22 protein-coding genes, 1 pseudogene and 1 riboswitch are annotated in these 22011 nt (G+C 63.3%); of the genes and pseudogenes, 8 read left to right on the plus strand and 15 right to left on the minus strand.

What is annotated here, in order from left to right; translation table 11 throughout:
* The first annotated feature begins 133 nt into the window (after positions 1-133).
* The 3 genes from AB0I57_RS12515 (at position 134) to AB0I57_RS12525 (ending at position 2410) form a co-directional block, all read left to right on the plus strand.
* Positions 134-571, plus strand: coding sequence for an OsmC family protein (locus tag AB0I57_RS12515; protein WP_070379776.1), 438 nt, complete (start codon positions 134-136; stop codon positions 569-571).
* 81 nt (positions 572-652) lie between these two features.
* Positions 653-1324, plus strand: a complete 672-nt coding sequence (locus AB0I57_RS12520) for a DsbA family oxidoreductase (RefSeq protein WP_358335099.1) — start codon at positions 653-655, stop codon at positions 1322-1324.
* 141 nt (positions 1325-1465) lie between these two features.
* A complete protein-coding gene (locus AB0I57_RS12525; protein ID WP_358335102.1) occupies positions 1466-2410 on the plus strand; it encodes a DUF5996 family protein in 945 nt (314 codons plus the stop codon).
* A 235-nt stretch (positions 2411-2645) separates the two neighbouring features.
* Here AB0I57_RS12525 and AB0I57_RS12530 read toward each other — a convergent pair.
* From AB0I57_RS12530 to AB0I57_RS12540, 3 genes and pseudogenes are all read right to left on the minus strand, one after another.
* Positions 2646-2891: pseudogene (locus tag AB0I57_RS12530) on the minus strand (HD domain-containing protein); the annotation flags it as partial.
* A 219-nt stretch (positions 2892-3110) separates the two neighbouring features.
* The gene (locus AB0I57_RS12535) at positions 3111-4445 is read right to left on the minus strand and encodes an MFS transporter (RefSeq protein WP_358335105.1); all 1335 of its coding nucleotides are present in this window, start codon (positions 4443-4445) and stop codon (positions 3111-3113) included.
* Positions 4446-4461: 16 nt separating this feature from the next.
* Positions 4462-5739 (minus strand): glycoside hydrolase family 1 protein, encoded by a 1278-nt coding sequence (locus AB0I57_RS12540; RefSeq protein ID WP_358335108.1) that lies wholly within the window; start codon positions 5737-5739, stop codon positions 4462-4464.
* 287 nt (positions 5740-6026) lie between these two features.
* Here AB0I57_RS12540 and AB0I57_RS12545 point away from each other — a divergent pair, with 287 nt between their 5' ends.
* Complete coding sequence (locus tag AB0I57_RS12545; RefSeq protein ID WP_358335111.1) at positions 6027-7307, plus strand: ROK family transcriptional regulator; 1281 nt, start codon at positions 6027-6029, stop codon at positions 7305-7307.
* A 19-nt stretch (positions 7308-7326) separates the two neighbouring features.
* Here the strand turns inward: AB0I57_RS12545 and AB0I57_RS12550 are convergent, their stop codons facing one another.
* From AB0I57_RS12550 to AB0I57_RS12560, 3 genes are all read right to left on the minus strand, one after another.
* Positions 7327-8121, minus strand: a complete 795-nt coding sequence (locus tag AB0I57_RS12550) for a CbtA family protein (protein WP_358335113.1) — start codon at positions 8119-8121, stop codon at positions 7327-7329.
* Positions 8112-8306 (minus strand): CbtB domain-containing protein, encoded by a 195-nt coding sequence (locus AB0I57_RS12555; RefSeq protein WP_358335116.1) that lies wholly within the window; start codon positions 8304-8306, stop codon positions 8112-8114. The genes AB0I57_RS12550 and AB0I57_RS12555 overlap by 10 nt, the downstream gene beginning before the upstream one ends.
* Positions 8307-8356: 50 nt before the next feature.
* A riboswitch (cobalamin riboswitch) is annotated at positions 8357-8431 on the minus strand.
* 97 nt (positions 8432-8528) lie between these two features.
* Positions 8529-8843, minus strand: a complete 315-nt coding sequence (locus tag AB0I57_RS12560) for an antibiotic biosynthesis monooxygenase (protein WP_358335119.1) — start codon at positions 8841-8843, stop codon at positions 8529-8531.
* A gap of 32 nt (positions 8844-8875) precedes the next feature.
* Here AB0I57_RS12560 and AB0I57_RS12565 point away from each other — a divergent pair, with 32 nt between their 5' ends.
* Positions 8876-9649, plus strand: a complete 774-nt coding sequence (locus AB0I57_RS12565; protein ID WP_358335121.1) for an alpha/beta hydrolase — start codon at positions 8876-8878, stop codon at positions 9647-9649.
* Here the strand turns inward: AB0I57_RS12565 and AB0I57_RS12570 are convergent.
* The 3 genes from AB0I57_RS12570 to AB0I57_RS12580 all read right to left on the minus strand — a co-directional run bounded on the left by AB0I57_RS12570 (position 9630) and on the right by AB0I57_RS12580 (position 12062).
* Positions 9630-10040 carry a YjbQ family protein gene (locus AB0I57_RS12570; protein ID WP_358335124.1) on the minus strand — a complete coding sequence of 137 codons (411 nt, stop codon included), beginning with the start codon at positions 10038-10040 and terminating at the stop codon, positions 9630-9632. The genes AB0I57_RS12565 and AB0I57_RS12570 overlap by 20 nt on opposite strands.
* 66 nt (positions 10041-10106) lie before the next feature.
* Positions 10107-11153, minus strand: coding sequence for an HNH endonuclease (locus AB0I57_RS12575; RefSeq protein WP_358335127.1), 1047 nt, complete (start codon positions 11151-11153; stop codon positions 10107-10109).
* A 36-nt stretch (positions 11154-11189) separates the two neighbouring features.
* Complete coding sequence (locus AB0I57_RS12580) at positions 11190-12062, minus strand: A/G-specific adenine glycosylase (protein WP_358335130.1); 873 nt, start codon at positions 12060-12062, stop codon at positions 11190-11192.
* Between the two features lie 106 nt (positions 12063-12168).
* On the opposite strand from AB0I57_RS12580, the gene AB0I57_RS12585 reads away from it, so the two are divergent.
* Positions 12169-12795 carry a carbonic anhydrase gene (locus AB0I57_RS12585; protein WP_358335133.1) on the plus strand — a complete coding sequence of 209 codons (627 nt, stop codon included), beginning with the start codon at positions 12169-12171 and terminating at the stop codon, positions 12793-12795.
* Positions 12796-12854: 59 nt separating this feature from the next.
* On the plus strand, positions 12855-13670 hold the full coding sequence (locus AB0I57_RS12590) for a hypothetical protein (RefSeq protein ID WP_358335136.1): 816 nt from the start codon (positions 12855-12857) through the stop codon (positions 13668-13670).
* On the opposite strand, the gene AB0I57_RS12595 is transcribed toward AB0I57_RS12590, so the two are convergent.
* Genes AB0I57_RS12595 through aspA form a run of 3 tightly spaced genes read right to left on the minus strand, consistent with a single transcriptional unit; the run spans position 13657 to position 17531 of the window.
* Positions 13657-14622, minus strand: a complete 966-nt coding sequence (locus AB0I57_RS12595) for an asparaginase (RefSeq protein ID WP_358335139.1) — start codon at positions 14620-14622, stop codon at positions 13657-13659. The genes AB0I57_RS12590 and AB0I57_RS12595 overlap by 14 nt on opposite strands.
* Positions 14623-14637: 15 nt before the next feature.
* Entirely contained in the window at positions 14638-16086 is a 1449-nt protein-coding gene (locus AB0I57_RS12600; RefSeq protein ID WP_358335142.1) for an amino acid permease, read from the minus strand.
* Positions 16083-17531, minus strand: a complete 1449-nt coding sequence (aspA, locus tag AB0I57_RS12605; protein ID WP_358335145.1) for an aspartate ammonia-lyase — start codon at positions 17529-17531, stop codon at positions 16083-16085. Before aspA ends, AB0I57_RS12600 begins: the two co-directional genes overlap by 4 nt.
* Before the next feature lie 258 nt (positions 17532-17789).
* Here aspA and AB0I57_RS12610 point away from each other — a divergent pair, with 258 nt between their 5' ends.
* The gene (locus tag AB0I57_RS12610; protein ID WP_358335148.1) at positions 17790-18503 is read left to right on the plus strand and encodes a FadR/GntR family transcriptional regulator; all 714 of its coding nucleotides are present in this window, start codon (positions 17790-17792) and stop codon (positions 18501-18503) included.
* Between the two features lie 10 nt (positions 18504-18513).
* Here AB0I57_RS12610 and disA read toward each other — a convergent pair whose 3' ends face one another.
* The 3 genes from disA to AB0I57_RS12625 all read right to left on the minus strand — a co-directional run bounded on the left by disA (position 18514) and on the right by AB0I57_RS12625 (position 21834).
* Positions 18514-19599 (minus strand): DNA integrity scanning diadenylate cyclase DisA, encoded by a 1086-nt coding sequence (gene disA, locus AB0I57_RS12615; protein WP_358335151.1) that lies wholly within the window; start codon positions 19597-19599, stop codon positions 18514-18516.
* A 171-nt stretch (positions 19600-19770) separates the two neighbouring features.
* Positions 19771-21156 (minus strand): DNA repair protein RadA, encoded by a 1386-nt coding sequence (gene radA, locus AB0I57_RS12620; RefSeq protein WP_358335154.1) that lies wholly within the window; start codon positions 21154-21156, stop codon positions 19771-19773.
* Positions 21157-21204: 48 nt separating this feature from the next.
* Positions 21205-21834: a hypothetical protein gene (locus AB0I57_RS12625; RefSeq protein WP_358335157.1), complete on the minus strand. Its 630-nt coding sequence runs from the start codon at positions 21832-21834 to the stop codon at positions 21205-21207.
* Positions 21835-22011 lie beyond the last annotated feature (177 nt).

Below are 22011 nucleotides of genomic sequence, written 5' to 3' on the forward strand. Positions count from 1 at the left end.
GCCAGTTCGATACCGCGCAGAAGTGCTCGCACCGGAAGGTCTGCGGGACTCACTGCGATCTCGGGCGCTGCGGATGGTCGATCGGTACGAGTAGGTTCGAGAAGAAGGCTCAACAACCGCGAGAGGAACTGGCATGCCGACACGGACCGCACGCACCGCGTGGAACGGATCACTCGAACAGGGAAGTGGGCAAGTCGAACTCACGAGTTCGGGTGCCGCGACATTCGACGTCTCGTTCCCCAAGAGGGCGGCCGAAGATGCCGCCGGGACCACCAGTCCCGAGGAGTTGATCGCGGCAGCACATTCCTCCTGCTTCGCCATGCAACTGTCTGCGCTCATTGCGGAGGCCGGCGGAACCCCTCAGAGCCTCGAGGTGAAAGCCGACGTGTCATTGGGCCCGGACAACCCGGGCTTCAAGCTCACGGGCATCAAGCTGACGGTTCGGGGTGAGGTGGAAGGGCTCGATGCCGACGGCTTCGCCAAGGCGGCTCAGGCAGCCAAGGAGAGCTGCCCGGTCAGCAAGGCCCTCACCGGCGTGGACATCAGTCTGGATGCAGCGCTCGAATCCTGAACCTCGACGGGCCGAACAGGCCGCGGGCCGCATCCGCTGCTCGCGGAACAGAACGAGACGCTGATCTGTTTAACTACTGCTGTGACGATTGAGCAGAATGCCCACCCCGAGAACACCGTCGAAATCGAGATCTGGTCCGATGTGGCCTGCCCGTGGTGCTACATCGGCAAACATCGCTTCCTGTCCGCCTTGGCGGAGTTCGACGGCCGTGACCGGGTCAATGTCGTGTGGCGCTCGTACCAGCTGGACCCGGATGCACCGGTGGGGACTCGGCGCAGTGAACTTCAGTTTCTGATGGAAAGCAAGGGGATTTCTGCCCCGCAGGTACGTCAGATGTTCGGTCATGTAGCGGGCCTGGGCGCCGGCGACGGTCTGAAATTCGACTTCGACACCGCGATCGCGGCCAACACCTTCGACGCGCACCGGCTGATCCACCTTGCGGGCGAGAGCCGCGACGCGCTCATGGATGCCCTGTTCCGTGCGCATTTCAGCGATGGAGTGGCGATCGACGATCGGGCGGAACTGGTGAAGATCGCGTCCCGAGTCGGACTCGACGCCGACACCGTGCGGGAGTGGCTCGAATCCGACGCGGGCGCCGACGCGGTTCGTGCGGATCTCAACGCCGCCCGGCAACTTGGGGTGTCGGGGGTGCCCTTCTTCGTTGCCAATCGGCGTGTTGCAGTGTCCGGCGCACAACCGCAGGAAGTGTTCCTGCAGTTCCTGAATCAAGCGATCGAAGCACCGGTGAGCTAGTGCACTGATTTCACTGCGGGCGGATTGGTCTGTCAATCGCCGTCAAGGGGTTGCCAAGGGGTAACGGTTTCCGAGTTACCCCTTGCCAAAGGCTCGACGACAGCGCACATTTAGTTGAACACGTCTTCGTCAGGAGGCACTGTGCGCGTACAGAGAACGTCCCGAGAACCATGGCCCTCGTTGAAGGTGGACGATTGGACGCCGACGCGGAACACACTGCACATGTGGGCGCAGATTGTCGGGAAGATCCGCATGGCCTATGCACCCTTGATCAATCACTGGTGGCAGGTGCCTCTGTATGTGAGCCCTCGCGGTCTTGCGACTTCGACCATCCCGCATGGCACCGACTGTTTCGATATCGAGTTCGATTTCCACTCCCATCAACTGGTCATCCGCAGCAGCAGGGGTTCGACCGGACAGGTTGCCCTCGAACCGAAGTCGGTCGCGCAATTCTACGGCGAGGTCATGGACACCCTGTCCGGACTGGGACTGGCTACCTCCATCCGGGCACAGCCCAACGAGGTGGAGGTTGCCATCCCCTTCACGGAGGACACCGAGCACGAGGCGTACGACGGTGAGTCGGCGAATCTGTTCTGGCGCCAGCTCGTGCAAGCGGACAGGGTGATCCACGAGTTCCGCGCGCACTTCATCGGCAAGGTGAGCCCCGTGCACTTCTTCTGGGGCGGGATGGATTTGGCGTGCACGCGATTTTCCGGCCGCACCGCGCCGGCTCACCCCGGTGGAGCTCCGAACGTCGGGGCCTGGGTGATGGTCGAGGGCTACTCGCATGAGCTCAGTAGCTGTGGGTTCTGGCCGGGCGGAGACGGCGAAGGCATGTTCTACGCGTACGCGTACCCCGAACCGGAGGGTTTCGCCGATTACCCGGTCGGGCCCGATGCGGCGTTCTACAGCAAGGATTTCGGACAGTTCCTGCTGCCGTATGAGGCCGTTCGAACCGCCGACGATCCCGATGCGGCGCTTCTGAAATTCCTGCACAGCACATACGAGGCGGCGGCGGAAAGAGGGAAGTGGGACAGGGCTGCCCTCGAAGCTGATCCGACTCGATGGGACCATCTTCGTAGCTGAGGAAATGGCGCCCCACGACCTCGTTCGGTACAGAATGACTGAGGTTGAGGTCAGCTCTGGTTGAGCCACTCCCATTCGCGTGTGTACTTGGCTCGCAGTCGGTCTCGTCGCTCCCCTGGCGGCAGGTCCGCTTGCGCGAGTAATTGTCACGGTTGTCGGCTTTCTTCACCGCAAGTGCGATCGGGTTGGTCTTGATCGCGTCGATGTAGCTGTGCCGCGGCAGTCCTGGAGTGTGGGTGAGAAGGTGGACGGCTTCGACCACTTGGTCTGGAATACCGGCCGCGATGAGACCGTCGAGGGTTAGTTCGGTGTCCTCGATGATGTCATGCAGCCACGCCGCCTGCTGCTGGTCCCCTGAACATACGTACTCGGAGTGCGCAACGCGCGTGACATGGTTGATGTAGGGCACCCCAGTATGGTCGACCTGCCCCTCGTGGTATCTGCGAGCGAGCTGTTCAGCAGTGGCTATGGGGTCGCTCACGGTCGGATCTGCACGGTTGCGAGGGTGGCCATTTCGGCATGATCAACGACCACTGTTCGTCGGCCAGATTCTTGATGCCACACAAGGTGAACACTATCGCTGATGCAAGTTCACCGAGGGCGATCTCGGTTGCCAGGCGCCCGTCGATTACCTCCAGCGCAACTTTGTATCTAGTAGGCCGACCTCCATCTGCCAGGTGTAGTTCGCTCCGGGCAAGGCTCAGACCTCGCGGAGCGGTTTGTCGAAGGTCTCTCGGATGACGAACGCGCCGACGAGCGTGAACAGCATCGCCGCTCCGCAGTAGTAGACCACGACGAGCGGGTTTTCGGTGAGGCCGACGAGCCAGAGCACCACGAAGGGTGCGGTGCCGCCGAAGAGTGCGTTGGCGAGTGTGTAGGCGATGGACAACCCGCTCATACGAACGGTGGTCGGGAAGAACTCCGCCAGGAGGGTGGGTACCAGGCCCATGATGGCTGCGGCGCAGATCCCGAAGAGGGACTGGCCGAGTGCGATGGCGGGCAGCGTCCCGATATGGTCGATCAGGACGATCGGGTAGATCAGGACCAACAGGGCAACGCTGCCACCGATGATGAACGGCTTGCGCCCGTACGTATCCGACAGGCGTCCCCACAGCAGGGTGGCCGCAGAGTAGACGACGAGACCGATCAGGTTTCCGCCGAGTGCCACGTCCAGGTCGATACCCAGGTCGTTATTGAGGAATGCCGGGATGTAGTTGTGGAAGACATAGGTGCTGACCGTGCCACCGGTGACGATCGCCGCGCCCAGTAGAACCATGCGCCCGTGGTGTCGGATGGCTTCGAGGACGGGGACGGCGGGCTTGACTTCGAACTCCTGCTGAAGGTCCTTGACCCGCTGGTAGTCGGGAGTGTCCTCGAGCTTCATTCGCATGATCAGGCCGACCACGCCCAGGGGGAAAGCGACCATGAAAGGGATCCGCCAGCCCCACGAGTCGAGTTGTTCTTGCGGAAGGACCGCGGTGAACACCAGCACCACTGCGGTGGCGGTCGCCGATCCGAGCCCGACCGTCGCGGTCTGCCAGGACCCGTATCGACCCCGCTTTCCCGGTGGGGCGTACTCGACTATGAATGCGGCGGATCCGCCGAATTCGCCGCCGGCGGTGAAACCCTGCACGATGCGGATGAGTAGAAGCAGAAGCGGGGCGATGAGGCCGATCTGGGCGTAGGTGGGTAGCGCGGCGATCAGGGCTGTTCCGACCGACATCGTGAGAACGACGCCGGCGAGTACATTGCGACGTCCGATTCGGTCGCCGAGGTTGCCGAGGATGACGGCGCCGAAGGGTCGGGCGACGAAGGCGATGCCGAAGGTGGCGAACGTGGCCAGCAAGGCGGCGTGTGGGTCGTCGTTGGAGAAGAAGACACGGGCGAGGATTGGGGCGGACGCGCCGTAGAGCACGAAGTCGTACCACTCGACGAAATTCCCGATTGCGCCGGCGGCGAGCGCCCGTTTCGACGCCTGCTCCTCGGTTGCTACGGCAACCGGGTCGCCGAGTCCTGCCTCGGGTCTGGTGGGCATGACGGATGTCCTCGAGTCAGCAAGAATGTTTGTGGCGAAGGGCGCTGATGCGGCCACTCGCGGCGACGCGAGCGTAGGCGTACGCGCTGGGCTTGGGGGTGCGAGCGAAGCCGTGTTCCCGGTCTACGGCGACGATTCCGAACTTCGGGCCGTAGCCCTCGGACCATTCGAAATTGTCGAAACCGGACCAGTGGATGTATCCACGGATGTCGACGCCCTCACGGCGCGCCTGAGCGAGGGCGTAGAGGTGGGATTCGATGTAGTCGATCCGCTCCACGTCGTCATCGGTGGCGATCCCATTCTCGGTGACGAACAGGGGAAGTCCGGTTTCGGCGGCGCGGTGCAGCATGAGCCGTAGACCCTCGGGAAATACTGCCCAGCCCATCTGCGTGACCTGGGTTCCGGCAGGTGGTGGCGCAAACAGGGTTGGGGAGGCCGTATCGACCCACTGCTTGCGGTAGTACTGGACGCCGAGCCAATCACCTCTGTCCGCACCGCTGAGGCCGTCGAGGTAGAGGTCGACGATTTCGGCACGCATGGCCGCACAGAAAGTGCGCGTCGTGTCGTCGGAGCGCGCGGGAGCGAGTAGTGGGAGTTGGACGGCGAGACCAGCTCTGGCGGAGGGCGCGCAATCACGGACCGCGCGAACAGCGGCCTGATGCGCTTCGAGGAGCACACGTCCGACCCGTCTCCACAGGATCGGATTCGCTACCCCGGGCGGGTGGTAACCCTCGAGGTAGCCGTGCAGGGCGATCATCTGAGGTTCGTTGATCGTGCACACATACGGCATCAGGTCACCCAGCTCCGCCGTCACGACGCGGCAGTAGCGCTCGAATGTGGCGATGGCGTCGGGTGCGAGCCAGCCCCCGCGCTCGGCGAACCAGGCGGGGAGCGTGAAGTGGTGCAGAGTCACGAATCCGACAAGTCCGGCGTCGGCCAGTTCGGTGAGCACCCGCCGGTAATGCGCAATCGCGGATTGGCTGAATTCGCCTGGCGCCGGTTCGATCCGGGACCACTCGAGCGACAGACGATGTGTGTTGTGGCGCAGGGCCTTCAGGAGAGCGAAATCTTCGGCGTAGCGATGGAACTGATCGATTCCGTCGCCCGAGGATTCGCGGGCCGCGGTGGACGGGCTGTGCTCGAACGCCCACCAGTCGTTGTTGAAGTTTCCCCCCTCGACCTGGTGTGCGGCGGTCGCGCAGCCCCACAGGAAGTCGGACGGGAAGTCGGGGGCGTCGGAAGCGGGCTTCAGTGTGGAGTCTTCCGGGCGGTCGAGGCCGGTGATCGCAGCCACGGGGATCTCCTCACTGAAAGCGGCCACAGAATCGGGCCGCCGTAGCTGTCCGCTCCTGTTGTGTGCACTGACGAACCTGTCGGGCGAGTCGTATATCACCGAACTTACATACTTTCGGGACGTAAGCAATACCGTAGGGTATTAATTTGATCCAATGGGATACCATATGTCCCAAATGAGAGTATTTTCTACCTCTGATCTCGTAAGATCGTTGCGGCCGGGAACTGCCTGATGGGTGAGACCGGATGGTTTCGGGCGACCTGTCGCCTGCGGAAAAAGGGAGCGCCATGACGCGACACTCCGGTCTAGTGCCCGCGGGCACCGCGTTTCCGGTTCTGAGTCTGCTGCGATCTACCGGCCGGATGACACGTACCGAACTGGTCGAGCGCACCGGCTTGACGAGGAAGGTGGTCACCCAACGGCTCGAAGAACTGATCCGCGCGGGCTTCGCGGAGGAAGGCGACGTCGGACGCTCCACCGGCGGCAGGGCACCTCGCGAAGTGAGGTTCCGCGCAGATGGCGCTCACATCCTCGTTGCCGAAATCGCTGCGACGAGTATTTCCGTCGGACTGACCGATCTGGCAGGAACCGTTGTGAGTGAGATACGAGTCGAGGCGGACTCGCGCTCAGGTCCGGATGAGACCCTCGGCCGCATCGAGTCGATCTTCGACTCCCTGATCGCGGACAGATCCGCCGACAGTCCGTCCATCTACGGTATCGGTATCGGAATCCCGGGCCCGGTCGAGATTTCGAGCGGCCGTCCGATTGGTGCGCTGTCCGTCCCGGAGTGGACCGACTACCCAGTTCGTGATCGGTTCGTCGCCCGCTACGACCTTCCGGTGTGGGTCGACAACGATGCGAATCTGATGGCACTGGGCGAACTACGCGAGGGACAGGCCCGCGGGCTCGACGACGTCCTCTTCGTCAAGATCGCCGGCGGTATCGGTGGCGCCGTGATTTCGTCGGGAATGCTGCAGCGTGGTTCGCAAGGTTCCGCAGGCGAGTTCGGGCACGTGTTGGTCTCGGAGGACGTCGCCGAGCGATGCTGGTGCGGGCACACCGGGTGTCTCACACAAGTTTCCGGCTCCGATGCGGTAGGCGAGTTCGGACAGCTCGCCGCGACCACGGGCGAGAGCGCCATCCTTGCTGCAATTGCGTCCCAAGGCCGTGCCATCGGCGCCCCCGAGGTATTCACCGCTGCCGCTGCCGGCGACCCGGTGAGCACCGATATCCTCACCTGCGCCGGACGCACCCTCGGCTCAGTGGTGTCAGTCCTGGTCAGTGGACTCAATCCCTCACTGATCCTGTTCGATGCCGGACTGGTCAGCATTGACGACCCTTACATGGACGCCTTCCGAACCACCGTCCAGGGGCGCTCACTTCCGGGTTCGGTCAGCGAGATTCAATTCGCGATCTCAACCCTGGGGAACTCGGCGGGCCTGACAGGTGCCGCGTACATGGTCGTCGACGAACTGCTTTCTCCAAGTCGTCTCGGCCTGTGGAGTGAACACGGATCACCCGTCGGCCTGGCGGATCTCATCCACCGGGCAGCCGAACGCGCCACCTGATCTTTGGAGCATTGAGGCGTCAGGTCGCCGCTGCGGTTGCCGGTTCCTTCGACTTGGCAGCACGTTCGGTCAGGAATGCGAAGACAAGTCCGAGCCCCAACCACAACGTTGCCTGTGTGGCAAGCGAAGAGAGACGGAATTCCCACAGCAGCGCTGCCGGGAAGTCGTCGCCCACTTCGTTGACGGTCGGAAGAACGAGGTATCCGATCGTCACCACGGCGAGGAAGGTGATCAGGGGTGCGGCGAGCCGCACAGTCCGAAACGCGTGAGCCGCGACAGCCCTGGCCACGAGGATGCCCGCAACTACCGCGAGTAGGCCGAGCACGACCGAGGCCAGCCACAGCCACGTCCGCTGCGTCACGGTGTCGGGATCCCCGACGGCCGGCGGGTTGGCGGGGTACTTGAAGAACGGCACCGCCTCGATTGCCAGCCAACCGAACGCTGCGAGCGTCATCGCGAAAAGCGGACCTGGCAAGGGGATTACCCTGCGCGTGTAGTGCGCGACGACCGCGAAGATCGCGCCGAGGGCCATGCCGGCGAGGGAGGTGGCCAAGAACAGGCCGAAGCGTTGTCCGTCACGACTGACCAAAGCCTCTCCGTCAGAGTGGGAGTGCCCCGTCGCCGCACCGGCCTGATCAGCATCGTGCGAGTGGCCCGCCACATCGGTCGCACCCTGTGACTCTTCGATTGCAATGGCTGCCTCGATGTGAGGTTCGCCGAGAAAAAAGGCGACGCCTCCCGCCAGGAGGCCTGCGATCAGGCCTGCCAGCAGACCACGGATGACGAGTTTCGCGAGGGAATCCGTCAGTGGCATGGGAGACCCAGGAGGTGGCGGCCGTCATGCATCAATTCGTGCATGAACATGCCGCTGCGCGAGATTGCGCCCTGGTCGAAGCCAACGAGGTATAGAGCTAGCATCGCGAAAAGAACGATCGCGAAAGAAATGACAGCAAGACGTGTCGTGTCCACCGACCTGGTCGGTGCGTAGGCGAGAGCCATGGTTCCTCCTGGGATTTCGCGTCCCCTCGGTCCATGCGATGGCTGCAATATCTGGCTGTCGAGGTGGCTCCGGTTGAGGAACTACTCCGATCACAGTGGCGCGACCGCTCCGGAATTGCACCGGATTCCTGCCGACCATCGCGTGTCTCGCGAACTCTTGCACCCAGTGGGCCGTCGTGTCAATATTGCGGATCTGTCGTGATTCCCGCGTTGTCGCGTCACTCAGCCCTTGTTGGCTGCCTCGAAGTCCATAACGACCTCGAACTCCAGTAACGAGGCCCCGGTCGACACTCGCCCCTTTTTCTCAGCGACGTGCTCTTGCATAGCCGGCTCAGCGCGCCACGCAGCGAAGGCCTCGTCGGTTTCCCAATGCATGACCGCGAAATAGCGGTTCTCGCCCTTGACCGGCCGGAGGAGTTGGAAGCCGAGGAAGCCAGGGGCGTCCTTCGCCGACCGTGAACTCGCGGCGAACCGCTTCTCGAGCTCGGGCCCAGCGCCTTCAGGGATTTCGATTGCGTTGATCTTCACCACTGCCATGCCAGCGACGTTACTCCGCTAGCGTCGGAGGGGTGGCGGGTGAGAATGCTTTACACGACGAGGGCGGGACAGGGCAGCCGATTCTGCTGCTGCACGGACTGATGGGCAGCGCTCGGACATGGCACCGCCACGTCCCGTGGCTGCGCGAACGCGGCCACGTTTTCACGTTCGATGCGGCTGGTCACGGTAGGCCGGCGCCTGCGCTGTTGACCACCGAGGCGTTTGTCGACGACTTGGCCGCGGCGCTCGATCCGTTCACCGAACCTTGGGTGGTAATCGGCCATTCGATGGGTGCCCTGCACGCCTGGTGCCTGGCAGCCGAGTTCCCCGAGAAAGTCGCGGCGCTGGTGCTCGAAGACATGGCACCCGACTTTCGTGGCCGCACCGCCGACGACTGGGCGGCGATGATTGCGAGTTGGCCACAGCCCTTCAAGACGCCGGAAGATCTGTTCGAGTTCTTCGGACCAGTTGCCGGTCAGTATTTTCTGCACTCGTTCGACAGGCGTGCCGATGGCTGGTATCTACACGGGGATCTCGACACGTTTCGGGACATCTCGCAGGAGTGGGGCGGCAGGCATTTCTGGGATCAGTGGGCGTCGGTGACGGTTCCGTCCCTGCTGATCGAGGGCGAGTTCACGATCACCCCTGACGGCCAGATGCAGGCAATGGCGGAGCGGCATCCCGGCGCCCTATACGTCCGGATCGAGCAAGCAGGGCACCTGGTCCACGACGATCAACCGGAGCAGTACCGGAAGGTCGTCGAAGAGTTCCTCGACGGGCTCGGCTTCACCCCGGCAGGAAGCTGAAGCGAACACGCCGAACTGGATTGTCGACGTTGGTGTCGACGAGGCACACGGATTGCCAGGGTCCTGTAACAAGCGCTCGGTCGACAACCGGGACCGACGCATATGGCGGCAGGAACGCCGGTAGCACATGGTCGCGGCCGTGCCCGTGGCTGCCGTGTCGGTGTTGCCAGCGATCGTCGCGGGGAAGGAATTCGTCAATAGCCGCGATCAGGTCGGTATCGCTCCCGGCTCCCGTCTCGATGACGGCCAACCCGGCAGTCGCATGCGGTACCCAGACGTGCAGCAGGCCGCTATCGCCCTCGGCCGCCGCCAGAAACTTCTCGATTTCCTGTGTCAGATCGTGGACGACAGGTTCAGTGCCGGTGCGAATTTCGATCTCGGTAGTGAACATGGTCTCGACGTTAATGCCGGTCGGCATCGTTCGCTGGAACGCTGCAATATGCCGAGGCCAAGTCTCTCAAGCGGGGTGCGGGTCGTACTCCCGAACTCCACGCCAGAGACGGAAACCGACCGGCAAGGCCGCATAGAGCCCGTCAGCTGCCGACGACGTGCGTCGCAGAAGGAGCGGAATTCTTGCGGTTTTCGCAACCTCCGCGAGGTCCGGACGCTCAAGCGCTCGGTCCACGTGCGCGCGCACCGGGATGCGCGCCGATTTGTCCAGGTTGCAGCGGCTGTCGGCAGCAACAAGATTGGCAACTCCGTCGATCGGGATCGTGGACCATGCCAGAACGTGATCGACGCGGGGATCGGCACCTAAGCGTCGGCCGCAGTAGAAGCAGAGATTGTTCTGGAGATCCCGCAACGGATCAACCAGCGACCGCAACGCCGACTGGTCGGCTTCGAACAAGAACTTGACTAGCTTTTCCGCGTCGAGTTCGGCTCGATTGAAGGCAATTACGTCGCGAATCCACGCGTTTCGGATGAAGGCTCGCAGGAGTACAGAAGTGCGCCGCAAACCTTCCGGTACGCCGGGACGAAGAGTGATGATGCCGATGCGGTCAACTTCATCCATCGTCATCTTCTTGTGGAAATCTGATGCGTCGAATAGAAAGTCGTCGCGCAGTTCACCGTTGGGTGCGTGTGGGACTGTTTGAAGATGCGTCAGTGGTTGTTGAGCAACTGTCAGCCTCACCGAGCCAATTAGCCGGAGATAGCGGCGATGTTCTGTTCCTCTTGCGGCCTCCGCGGTTCGCAAACCCTCCATTACGAGGCTTGTTCGCGCTTCGGCAACTTGATCTGGTACCGATCTTCCGCGCTTGTTCTGAGCGAGGTGCCCGTGCCTGCTGAACGCACGGGTTTGCGGCCAGTAGTACGCGACGATCCGATGGGTGATCTCGCTGATCGGGACCGCGAGACTGCCGTCCGGCGCTGGTGTGTTCTCTACGCAGATATCGACGAGCGCCATCATCGTGGCCAGCTTGTACGTCGACTCACGGCGGCCGGTCTCGAGTAGCTGGACCACTCGAGCGGCGACGTCAACGGGGTCGAACAGCGGCTGTGCCATTCCGGTCACACTAGAGGAACCTCGACCGAGCGCCGCTCAACCACCCTCTCCCGCGAGTGCGAAGAGGCCGTCCTCGGTCTGCTCGACGAGCCCGTCGACCAGAAGTGAGTGGAGCGCGCGGTCGCGTTGACCGGGATCGTCGATCCATACTTCGTCGAGCCGGATGCGTTCGACGGGCGCCGAACTTTCCCTCAGTACCGCCATCAGCTTGCCGCGCACCTGGCGATCGGTGCCTTCGAACTTCTGTACCTTGCGGCGCTGCCCGGTGTGCGCCGGACGGCCGGAGTCCACCCAAGCGCACGTAGGCAGAGGGCACCGTGAGCATTCGGGTGAGCGGGAGGTGCAGACTGTGGCGCCGAGTTCCATGAGAGCAGCAGAAAAGGTAGCAGCACGTGCGCGGGCGCGAGGCAGAAGCGCAGACACGTCGGCCAGATCCCGTTTGGTTGAGGGATTTCCCGGCTCTGCTCTTGCGTGCACAGCCCGGGCGACGACTCGGCGGACGTTGGTGTCGACGACGGGAACGCGCTGTCCGTAGGCAAAGCAGGCCACCGCACGTGCGGTGTAGGCGCCGATGCCGGGCAGTTGCAGTAGCGTCTCGACGTCGCGCGGTACCTCGTCGCCGTGCTCGGCTGCCAACAATCCTGCGCATTCGTGCAGTCTGAGGGCTCTGCGCGGGTAGCCCAACTTGCCCCAGGCGCGCAGCACATCTGCCTGGCTGGAGGCTGCCATGAGTGAGGGGACGGGCCAGCGCTCGACCCACTCTTCCCATATCGGTGCCACCCGGATCACGGGAGTCTGCTGCAGCATGATCTCGCTCATCAGCACGTGCCAGGCGCTCACGCCTTCGCGGCGCCACGGCAGGTCCCGGGCCTCGGCTTCGTACCACCCGATCAACGCGGAGGAGTCCACGCCTACTTCTCCTTACAATTTCCGTCGTTCCCGTTCGACCCGGATTTGCCTACGCTGTAAGGGTTCCCCACTGAACGTCGCAACGTGGTTGGTGCACAATATCTCCATGTCCCAATCCAACCCGGCTTCTGTGTGGAACTCCCTCCGACAGGGTAACGAGCGCTTCGGCGACGGAAAGTCGATCCATCCGAGGCAGGGAATCGCCGACCGCGAGAAACTAGTCGACGCGCAACATCCAACCGCAGTGGTGTTCGGATGCGCTGATTCACGAGTTGCGCCCGAGATCATTCTCGACCAGGGACTCGGCGACATATTCGTCGTCCGGACTGCGGGTCAAGTCATCGACGACGCTGTTGTCGGGTCCATCGAATACGCGGTCGAGGCCCTGAACGTTCCGCTGATCGTAGTGCTAGGCCACGAACATTGTGGCGCGGTGAAGGCGACGCTGGGCGCGATCGACGAGGCCAAGGTTCCGCACGGATTCATCCGCAGCGTCGTCGAGCGGGTCGCGCCGTCGATCCTGATCGGCCGGGATGAGGGCCTGACAACAGTCGACGAGCTCGTAGGACGTCACGCCGTCGAGACCGGGTCGTTGCTGACCCAGCGATCGCGCGTCATTGCGGACCGCATCGAGCGCGGTACCTGCGCCATCGTGAGTGCCACCTACAAGCTGTCCGACGGTCGTTTGCAGCTGCAGGGATCGGTTGGGGATGTGGGTGAGCTCGGTGACTGAACACGACACGCCGCATCAGCTGCGCGCTTGCCACGCGATACCGAACTACCGTTGATTCTGTGCTGCAACCGACTGGGCCGTTGCCCCCCGAGGTCTATTGGCGTCGCAGGGCGCTGGCGGTCGGCGGTGTCATCGTCGTGGTGCTGCTTATCGTCTTGCTGATCAACTCCTTTCGCAGTGGCGGCAATTCAGAGGCCGATTCTGTGGCCGCGAGTTCTTCGATGACTACGTCGGCGTCGACCACGAGGACAACTTCGGCTTCGCCCACCACAGGCAATGGATCAGGTGGTGGCGGTGCTGCAGCAGGAGCGCAGTCACCGGGCGGTCCCGGCGAGTCGAGTGGCGGGGCGTCCGGCGGCGGGAACATGAAGGGTGAGACGCCCGGCGGCGGGAACGCTAGCGGAGAGGCACCTGGCGGGGTACCCGACGGCGAGGCGCCGGGTGAGCCACCCGCAGGGCAACCCATCCCGGGACAGTGCCCTGATCAGTCGCTGGCCATCAAGGTGGCGACTGACAAGCCGACGTACCAGGCGGGTGAAGAGCCGGTCTTCACGACGGTCATCACGAACATCGGGACCGAGACGTGCGATCGCGATCTGGGCAGTGGCCTTCAGCAAGTGCTTGTCTACACGATCGACGGCGCTTTGCGCCTGTGGTCCAATATCGACTGCTACCCGCAGTCCGAGCCCGACATACGTTCTCTGGCCCCAGGTGAGCAGGCCCAGTTCACGGTGACTTGGTCCGCGACGACCTCCTCCCCCGACTGCCTGGCGCAACCGGCACCGCAGCGTGATCCTGTGGTTCCGGGCGCGTACACGGTCGTGGGGCAGTTGGGTGAGCTCCGCAGCGTGCCGGAGCCGTTCAATCTGGGCTGACCTTCGGTGCAGCGTCAAGACGTGAGCGCCGATCGAATTCCTTCTCGACGTCATTTCGGTTGGGGTCGGCAAGCAGCGCAGCGAGCAGCACGCGTGCCTGCCCGGCCCTGAGATGTGTGGAGAAGAGCGCGCCGGCCTCGGCGAGGTCGTGGCCGCCGCCGCCACCGCCATAGGCAGGGGCGATCGGGCCCCGGGGAACCCGGGTCGTAACGGCGACGGGAATGCCTGCGGCCACGCAGTCGTGAACCGAGGCGACGATCGAAGGGTTCGCGTTCCCGGACCCGAGTGCGTCGAGTACCAGGCCACGGGCCCCGGCCGCCACGCACGCGTCGACCTGAACCCGATCCGTGCCGGGGTAGATCGCGATGATGTCGACGCGTGTTCCGGCGATCGGATGCCACGGCAAGGGCTCGAGCCGGTGCTGCGGAGTTTCGGTGGCGTGCACGGAATGAAACGCCTCGAGCGACGTCGTATCGGCTTTGCGGGTCCCCGGTGCCCGATGCAGGGCACCGCCAAAACCGATCAATACGCCGCTACTGCGCAGTGCAGGGTCCGATCCCGCCGTGATCGCGGCGGCGAGGTTGGCCAGCGCGTCGGATTCGGGATGGTCGAAGGTTCTTTGCGCGCCAGTGAAGATCACCGGGCGGGGATCGTCATGGTGGAGATCGAGGAAAAATGCGGTCTCCTCCATGGTGTCGGTTCCGTGCAGCACCACCACCGCATCGACGTCGGGATCGCGAAGTTCCTCCACGACGGCAACGCGCACACGGTCCATGTCAGCGAATGACATGCTGGAACTGTCCTTCGACATCAAGTCCGTGATCCGAAGATCCGTTCCCGCCCCGACGTCACGCAGGAGATCCGAACCCGTCATCACTGGGGTGCTGACGCCACGACAGTCCTGACTGCTGGCGATCGTGCCTCCGGTGGTGACGACTGCGATCTTGGGCACGAAGGCTCCCTCTTGCTAGGCGTGGTGGTGGCGTTCCGCTGCCAGTTCGTGGATGCGCTTCCTCGCACCGAACCATCCGATCACCAGCAAGGGTGCGATGATTGCGATGGATCCGACGGTCCACGTTCCGACGGGGCGGTCCAGCGCCATCAATATGATGACGCCTACCAGGAAGACCAGTGTCAGCAGACCGGTGTAGGGAGCGCCGAACATTCGGTAACGGGGCCTGACGAGTACCCCGTCTTTTGCGAGTTTCCACAGCTTCAACTGGCACAGGATGATGACGGCCCACGCGCTGACGATTCCGAGTGCGGCGAGGTTGAGGACTATCTCGAACGCCTCGCCGGGAACGATGGCATTGAGCCCGACGCCGAGCACTGCCACGAATCCGGTGAGGGCGATTCCACCGTAGGGGACACCACTCTTGTTCATTCGAGCTGCGAACGAGGGCGCGGAGCCCGCCATCGCCATCGAGTGCAGTATCCGTCCTGTGGAATAGAGTCCGGCGTTGAGCGAGGACAATGCGGCCGTGAGGACGACGAGATTCATGACGCCGTCGGCGCCTTCGACGTTGATGGAGCTGAAGAACGTGACGAACGGACTCTCGCCGGCGGTGTACGCGGTGTGGGGGAGTAGCAGCGCGAGCAGAAGAACGGATCCGACGTAGAAGACGACGAGCCGTATGATGACCGTGTTGATTGCCCTGGGGATGACCCTCTCCGCATCCTCCGTTTCTCCGGCGGCGGTACCCACGAGTTCGATCGACGCATAGGCGAAGACGACACCCTGGACCACGACGATGGCGGGCAAGATTCCGTTGGGGAAGAGCCCCCCGTTATCCGCAATCAGGCTGAAGCCCGTCGCGTGGCCTTCGACCGGGGTTCCGAAGAGCAGGAAGTAGATTCCGAAACCCAGGAATGCCAGCAGGGCAACGACCTTGATGAGCGCAAACCAGAACTCGAGTTCGCCGAACACTTTGACGGACAACAAATTCAGACTGACCACGAGCACCACTGCGGCCAGGGCGAACACCCACTGGTCCACGTTCCCGATCGGCGCCCAGTACTTCTTGAAGAAATTCATGTACAGCGCGGCCGCGGTGACATCGACGATGCCGGTCATGGCCCAGTTCAGCCAGTACAGCCATCCCGTGGCGAAAGCCATCTTCTCGCCATAGAATTCCCGCGAATACGACACGAAGGCGCCGGAAGTGGGTCGATGCACGACCAGTTCGCCCAGTGCCCGCAGGATCAAGAACGCGAAGGTTCCGCAGACGGCGAAGACGAGAACCAGGGCTGGACCGGAGTCGTTGAGCCTGCCACCTGTCCCCAAGAACAGCCCGGTGCCGATGGCGCCGCCGATCGCGATCATCTGGATCTGTCTGGGGTGCAGATCCTTGTGGAACCCCTTCTCCTCGTCGGCGATGATTTCGAGTTCGGCGACGTCGCCGTTCTCGATGGTCATGGCACTATCGTGACGTTCGGGGCGACAGGCGCCTGCCGACTCGGATCGGGCTCCCTCAGATTGGCGAGGTGTTCAGGGCGCAGAAGTCGATCAAGTTCGTCACGGTCGAGCAGGCCTGCTTCAATCACGAGGTCGGCCACGTTGCGACCGGAAATCAGCGCCTCCTGCGCGATTCGCGTCGAGGCAGCGTAGCCGATATGTGGGTTCAGCGCAGTCGCGAGTCCGATGGAATCTTCCACACGCGCGCGCAACAGGTCAGTGTTCGCCGTGATGCCGAGTACGCAGCGGGAGGCCAGGATTCGGCAGGCGGCACCGAAGTGGCGCATTGACTTGTGCAGGGAGTGCAGGATGATCGGTTCGAAGGCGTTGAGCTGAAGCTGGCCGGATTCGGCGGCCATCGTGATGGTCACATCATTCCCGATGACTTCGTAGGCCACCTGATTGAGGACCTCGGGGATGACCGGATTGACCTTGCCCGGCATGATCGACGAACCGGCTTGTACCGGTGGAAGATTGATCTCGTTCAGTCCGGCGCGTGGCCCCGACGACAGCAGGCGGAGGTCGTTGCAGACCTTGGACAGCTTGACCGCGATCCGCTTGAGCACCCCGGAGAGGTGAACGAACTGGCCCACGTCCTGGGTGGCTTCGACAAGGTCGACGGCCAGCACGAGCGGCAGCCCGGTGAGGTCCCTGAGCGTCTCACACGCAGCCTCCGCGTAGCCGACGGGCGCGTTCAACCCTGTGCCGATAGCCGTGGCACCGAGATTGATCTCGTGAACCAGCAGTGAGGCCTCGCTGAGTCGCTCGCGGTCCTCGTCGATCATGACCGAGTAGGTGGTGAATTCCTGCCCCAACGTCATCGGGACAGCATCCTGGAGTTGGGTGCGCCCCATCTTGACTGTGTCCGCGAACTCCACGGCTTTGGTCGCGAACGCGTCCTGGAGCGCTTGAAGTGCGTCGAGAAGGTCCCCGATCGCGAAGATCGTCGCGATATTGATCGCAGTGGGGTAGACATCGTTGGTCGACTGGCTCAGATTCACGTGCTCGTTCGGGTGGAGTACCTCGTACTCTCCGCGCCCGTGGCCGAGTATTTCAAGTGCTCTATTGGCGATTACCTCGTTGGCGTTCATGTTGGTCGACGTTCCGGCTCCGCCCTGGATGACGTCGACGATGAACTGATCGTGCCAGCGGCCATCGACGATCTCCTTGCACGCCTGGCCGATTGCCGCAGCGCGACGGTGGTCGAGGATGCCGAGCTTCCTGTTGGCGATCGCCGCGGCCCATTTGACGAACGCCAGTCCCCGGATCAGTTCTGGGTTCGTGGAGATCGGTCGCCCGGTGATGGGGAAGTTCTCGACGGCACGCAGCGTGTGGATGCCCCAGTACGAGTCCGCGGGCACCTCGCGTGCACCGAGCAAATCAGTTTCCGTTCGCGTTTCGAGCACTTGATTTTTCCTCACGTGGACTTGCATGAGCTTTGTTGTGCAGATTGTGTTGTGCAAATTGCACGAACATTTCGTGTAGTGACGGGCGGCGGCGACCCCGGAGGGGTCCCGCATGGGGCAATATTTCGATCGAACTGCCGGGCAGTCCACCTGCCAGGCTGTCAGACAGGCGCCATTGTTACCCCGGTCACGCGTAGGCGTCAACCCTGGCCACACACCGAGTTGACTGTGCTGTCGGATGATGAGAACAATGTCGGCATGAACCTGTCAGACAGCTGGGCAGGCAGGCGACCTTCCACCGCGCGCGTCAGCGCTGCGGAGGCGGTCATGGCCGACCTTCGTAACGCGATCACATCCGGTGAGCTGGCGATTGGTGACCGACTTCCGTCGGAAACGTCGTTGGCTGCCCGGCACGGCGTCAGTCGTTCGGTGATTCGCGAGGCCCTTCGCTCCTGTCATGCGCTCGGGCTCACCGAGACGAAGTCGGGACTGGGCACATTCGTGGTCAGCAATTCGATCACCCGCCAAACGGATTTCGGCAACTACGCGGCTCGAGAACTCGTCGAGGCGCGGCCGCATGTTGAGATTCCCGCTGCGGGGTGGGCGGCGAAACGGCACTCGGACGAAGATGTCGCGGAGCTGCGGGGCCTGCTGGACCAGATGAGAAAAGAGAATGATCCACTGGCATGGGTCTCATTGGACGTGCAATTGCATGGGCTCATTGCCCGGATCAGTGGGAACCGCGTCTTCGAATCGGTGATTGTCGATATCCGGGAGACGCTCACCCGGCAGTCCGGAATGGTGAGCCTGCCTGACGGCCGCAGGGAAAAGGCGAACGACGAGCACGCGCGGATCGTGGCCGGGATCGAGTCCGGAAGCTACGACGAGGCCGCGCAGGCCATGGCCGGCCACCTGGATGCGATTCGGGAGGCGTTGGAAACCTTTGGCGGGTGGTCCGGTTCGGGTGGATGAAGTTGGCAACCTAGTCGTACGTGCCGGAGATCGATGTCTCGGCGAACCTGGACAAGCCCTCTCGGATGTGCCTTGCCCACGATTCGCCGATCCCGTCCACGGACTCCAAATCGGCGGCAGTCGCGGCAAGGAGTTCTTGCAGGGTTCCGAAAGACTTTACAAGACTGTGTATTTGGTCGAACTGCAGACGGGGCACTCGAGTCAGGACACGGTAGCCGCGAGGGCTGGCAGGGGCCTCCAGCGCTTCTACGGTTCCCGGATATCCGAATACTCGGGCCAAAGTTGTGAGGTCGAGAAGCTCAACGTCTGTGATCAGGTCGAGCGTTGAAAGCAGTTTCTCGACGTCGGTGGTCTTTGTAGGGCCCGGGGCGGCCAGGTAGTCGCGCGCGATGATCTCTCGGTCAGTGTCGTTGTCCCCGACCAGTTCCTCGAGTTGCAGTACCAGTTGGCGCCCATCCGTGCCCAGTTCCAGCACGTCTTGCTCGATTTCGACGGAGACACGACGCACCATTTCCAGGCGCTGTGCCACGGTCAGGGCGTCCCGCACCGTGACGAAATCCTCAATTTCGACCAGCGACAATTGCCGGGTGACCTCATCGAGGCGTGTCTTGTACCGTTCGAGGGTGGCGACCGCCTGGTTGGCCCGTGACAAGATCGTGGCAGATCCGTTGATGACATGCCGTATACCGCCGACGTACACGCTCACGATGCTCATCGACTGGCTCACCGATACGACGGGGTAGCCGGTTTGCAAGGCCGTTCGTTCTGCGGCGCGGTGCCGGGTGCCGGACTCGACTGTCGGGATCGTGTGATCCGGGACCAATTGGACGTTGGCGCGCACGATGTGGGAGCCGTCGGTGGACAGGACCACGGCGCCGTCCATCTTGGACAGCTCGCGCAGCCGGGTGGGGGCGAACTCCACATCCAGTTCGAAGCCGCCATCGCAGATCTCTTCCACCTGTGCGTCGTAGCCGAGCACGATCAGGGCACCCGTGCGGCCACGCAGAATTCGTTCCAAGCCGTCACGAAGGGCCGTTCCAGGAGCCAGCCGGGCAATTGTTTCGCGCAGCGCAGGCGACGACGCGGCATCATTCATCGCCCAGTACTCCCGCCGAGGTAGAGGCCACATGCAGTGCCGTGGTGAAGATTGGTTCGGACTCGCACACAGATTACCTGTCCACCATGGGAATCCGCGTCTCATCCAACAGCACGACCGCGGTGCGCATGTGGACGGCGTCCGCCGGGGGCCTGCAGAAACCGAGGCAGGTCAGCCTCGCATTGCGGCGATAGCCGCATCGAGGTTCCCGACCTCGGTGACCTTCATGCCGACCGGAGGCGCCCCGGAGTCGAGGGGAACCAGGGCGCGGGTGAATCCCAGACGGGCCGCCTCGGCGAGGCGCCGCCCCACCCCCGGCACTCGACGAATCTCCCCTGCAAGCCCCACTTCACCGAGGATCACGAGTCCGTCCGGGACGGGCTTGTCCCTCACTGCGGACGTGACGGCGAGAGCGAGGGCGAGATCGGCGGAGGGTTCGGTCATCCGCATGCCGCCGACGGTTGCTGCGTAGACGTCGTTCTTTGCGATGGGCACCCCGCACCGCCGATCGAGCACTGCCAGCACCATGGCAACGCGAGCGCTGTCGAGTCCGCTCACCGCCCTCCGAGGTGCGGGCATGGATGTTGCGGCGACGAGGGCCTGGACTTCGCCGAGCAACGGCCGTTTTCCGTCCATCATGACCGTGACGGCCGTCCCGGGGACGGCTTCGGTGCGGTGGTGCAGGAAGAGCCCTGACGGATCGCTGATTCCGCTGATGCCATCTTCGTGCAGTTCGAAGCAGCCGACCTCGTCCGCCGCACCGAATCGGTTCTTCACGCCGCGCACCATGCGGAGGGTGGAGTGTTTGTCGCCTTCGAAATGCAGGACCACATCCACGAGGTGTTCGAGCGATCGTGGACCGGCAACGGCGCCGTCCTTCGTGACATGACCGATCAGCAGCACGGGTACGCCACTCGCCTTCGCGAGGGATGTGAGCGCGCTGGTAACTGCTTTCACCTGGGTGACACCGCCGATGGCGCCTTCGACGTCCGCAGCGCACATGGTTTGGACAGAGTCGACGATCAACAAGGTGGGGCCGACCTGCTCCACATGGCCGAGGATGGTCGCGAGGTCGGATTCGGCGGTGAGGTAGACCCTCTCGTGCACTGCGCCGGTCCGGTCGGCGCGAAGCCGTACCTGCCCAGCGGATTCCTCACCTGTTACGTAGAGGGACTTGTCGTCGGGGCCTCGCCGAGCCCACTGGTGAACGACCTCGAGCAACAGCGTCGACTTGCCGACGCCGGGTTCTCCCGCAAGAAGGACGACCGAACCAGGTACCACGCCGCCGCCGAGGACACGGTCGAGTTCGCCGATGCCCGTCGGCTTGGCGCGGGTGGACGTGCCGTCGATCCGGGTGATCGGCGTGGCCGGGCTGGACGGAAGAACAGCACCGGCACCAGCTCTAGCCAGCGAGGCACCGGTTCGGCTGGCAACCGGCGCAGCGATCTGTGCCTCGTCGATCGAACCCCAGCTGTCGCATTCCGGGCAGCGTCCGACCCACTTGGGAACCGTGCACTGACATGACGAGCAGCGAAAGACGGATTTCGGTTTGGCCACCCGGTCAGACTAGGTATCGGGTCCGACAGCGGACGGACGAAACTGCCTCTAGTGACCGACCGCTCCGCTTTCACCACCGGACTTGTCGGAGATGTGGCGCTCGGTCTCGGGGCCTGCGTCGACAGGAACGGGGACGGTGATGTCGCCGGCGTTTTCGAACGTGAAGGTGGCGGGGAAGGTGAGGCCGGGTCGCACGCCTTCACTCAGGCCGTCGAGCGTGACCAGCAACAGGTCGGCGGGTGCGGTCGAACTTCCAGTTGCCTGGGCCTCCGCTTCGGCGCTCTGCGCGGCGTCCTGCGCGGGCAGTCCGGCGGCCAGTGCAGACTGTGGCTCGATCTCCGGTCCACCCGTGGTGTCGGCGATTGTCACAGCCTCCGCAAAATCGGTGCTGATCCCGAGAAGCCTGTCGGCGATGTACTCGTTGTTGTTGATCGCAGTGAAGGCAAGGACTGCGGTACCACCTGGTTCGATGCTGTATGCCTCGGAGTTGGGGTACACCACGTGCACGTTTCGCAGCGCGATCGATCCGCCGTCGGCTTTGTTGCCGTTCACTGCGGCGACCTGACTCGAAGTCTGGGTGATCTGACCGGCACTGCAAGCTGACAGCGTGAGGGCCGCGCCGGCAGCGAGAGCAACGGCGGTAGCGACTCGGCGAGTCGACTTGTCGAGAGCAGTCACGAATTGTCCTCCAGTTTCAGGTTCGCACTCCGACTATGAAGAGTAGTAGTTCCCCTGTGCGGCCTGCTCTCAGGGTGCTCACAATGGCTGCCCGCGCGCGCTTTGATGCCGCCGATCGGCCTTTTGCAGACGTGCGCCATGCACGTATTGCGGCCCGTGTCAACCCCCAGAATCGGG

This window comes from Rhodococcus sp. NPDC049939 (assembly GCF_040656415.1).
Classification (GTDB): domain Bacteria; phylum Actinomycetota; class Actinomycetes; order Mycobacteriales; family Mycobacteriaceae; genus Rhodococcus_F.

Bases quoted from the DNA above. Each gene is read 5' to 3' on its own strand.
- AB0I57_RS12515 (WP_070379776.1), top strand. From the start codon at position 134: ATGCCGACACGGACCGCACGCACCGCGTGGAACGGATCACTCGAACAG.
- AB0I57_RS12535 (WP_358335105.1), bottom strand. From the start codon at position 4,445: ATGCCCACCAGACCCGAGGCAGGACTCGGCGACCCGGTTGCCGTAGCA.
- AB0I57_RS12545 (WP_358335111.1), top strand. From the start codon at position 6,027: ATGACGCGACACTCCGGTCTAGTGCCCGCGGGCACCGCGTTTCCGGTT.
- AB0I57_RS12550 (WP_358335113.1), bottom strand. From the start codon at position 8,121: ATGCCACTGACGGATTCCCTCGCGAAACTCGTCATCCGTGGTCTGCTG.
- AB0I57_RS12555 (WP_358335116.1), bottom strand. From the start codon at position 8,306: ATGGCTCTCGCCTACGCACCGACCAGGTCGGTGGACACGACACGTCTT.
- AB0I57_RS12560 (WP_358335119.1), bottom strand. From the start codon at position 8,843: ATGGCAGTGGTGAAGATCAACGCAATCGAAATCCCTGAAGGCGCTGGG.
- AB0I57_RS12570 (WP_358335124.1), bottom strand. From the start codon at position 10,040: ATGTTCACTACCGAGATCGAAATTCGCACCGGCACTGAACCTGTCGTC.
- AB0I57_RS12575 (WP_358335127.1), bottom strand. From the start codon at position 11,153: ATGGCACAGCCGCTGTTCGACCCCGTTGACGTCGCCGCTCGAGTGGTC.
- AB0I57_RS12585 (WP_358335133.1), top strand. From the start codon at position 12,169: ATGTCCCAATCCAACCCGGCTTCTGTGTGGAACTCCCTCCGACAGGGT.
- AB0I57_RS12600 (WP_358335142.1), bottom strand. From the start codon at position 16,086: ATGACCATCGAGAACGGCGACGTCGCCGAACTCGAAATCATCGCCGAC.
- AB0I57_RS12610 (WP_358335148.1), top strand. From the start codon at position 17,790: ATGAACCTGTCAGACAGCTGGGCAGGCAGGCGACCTTCCACCGCGCGC.
- disA (WP_358335151.1), bottom strand. From the start codon at position 19,599: ATGAATGATGCCGCGTCGTCGCCTGCGCTGCGCGAAACAATTGCCCGG.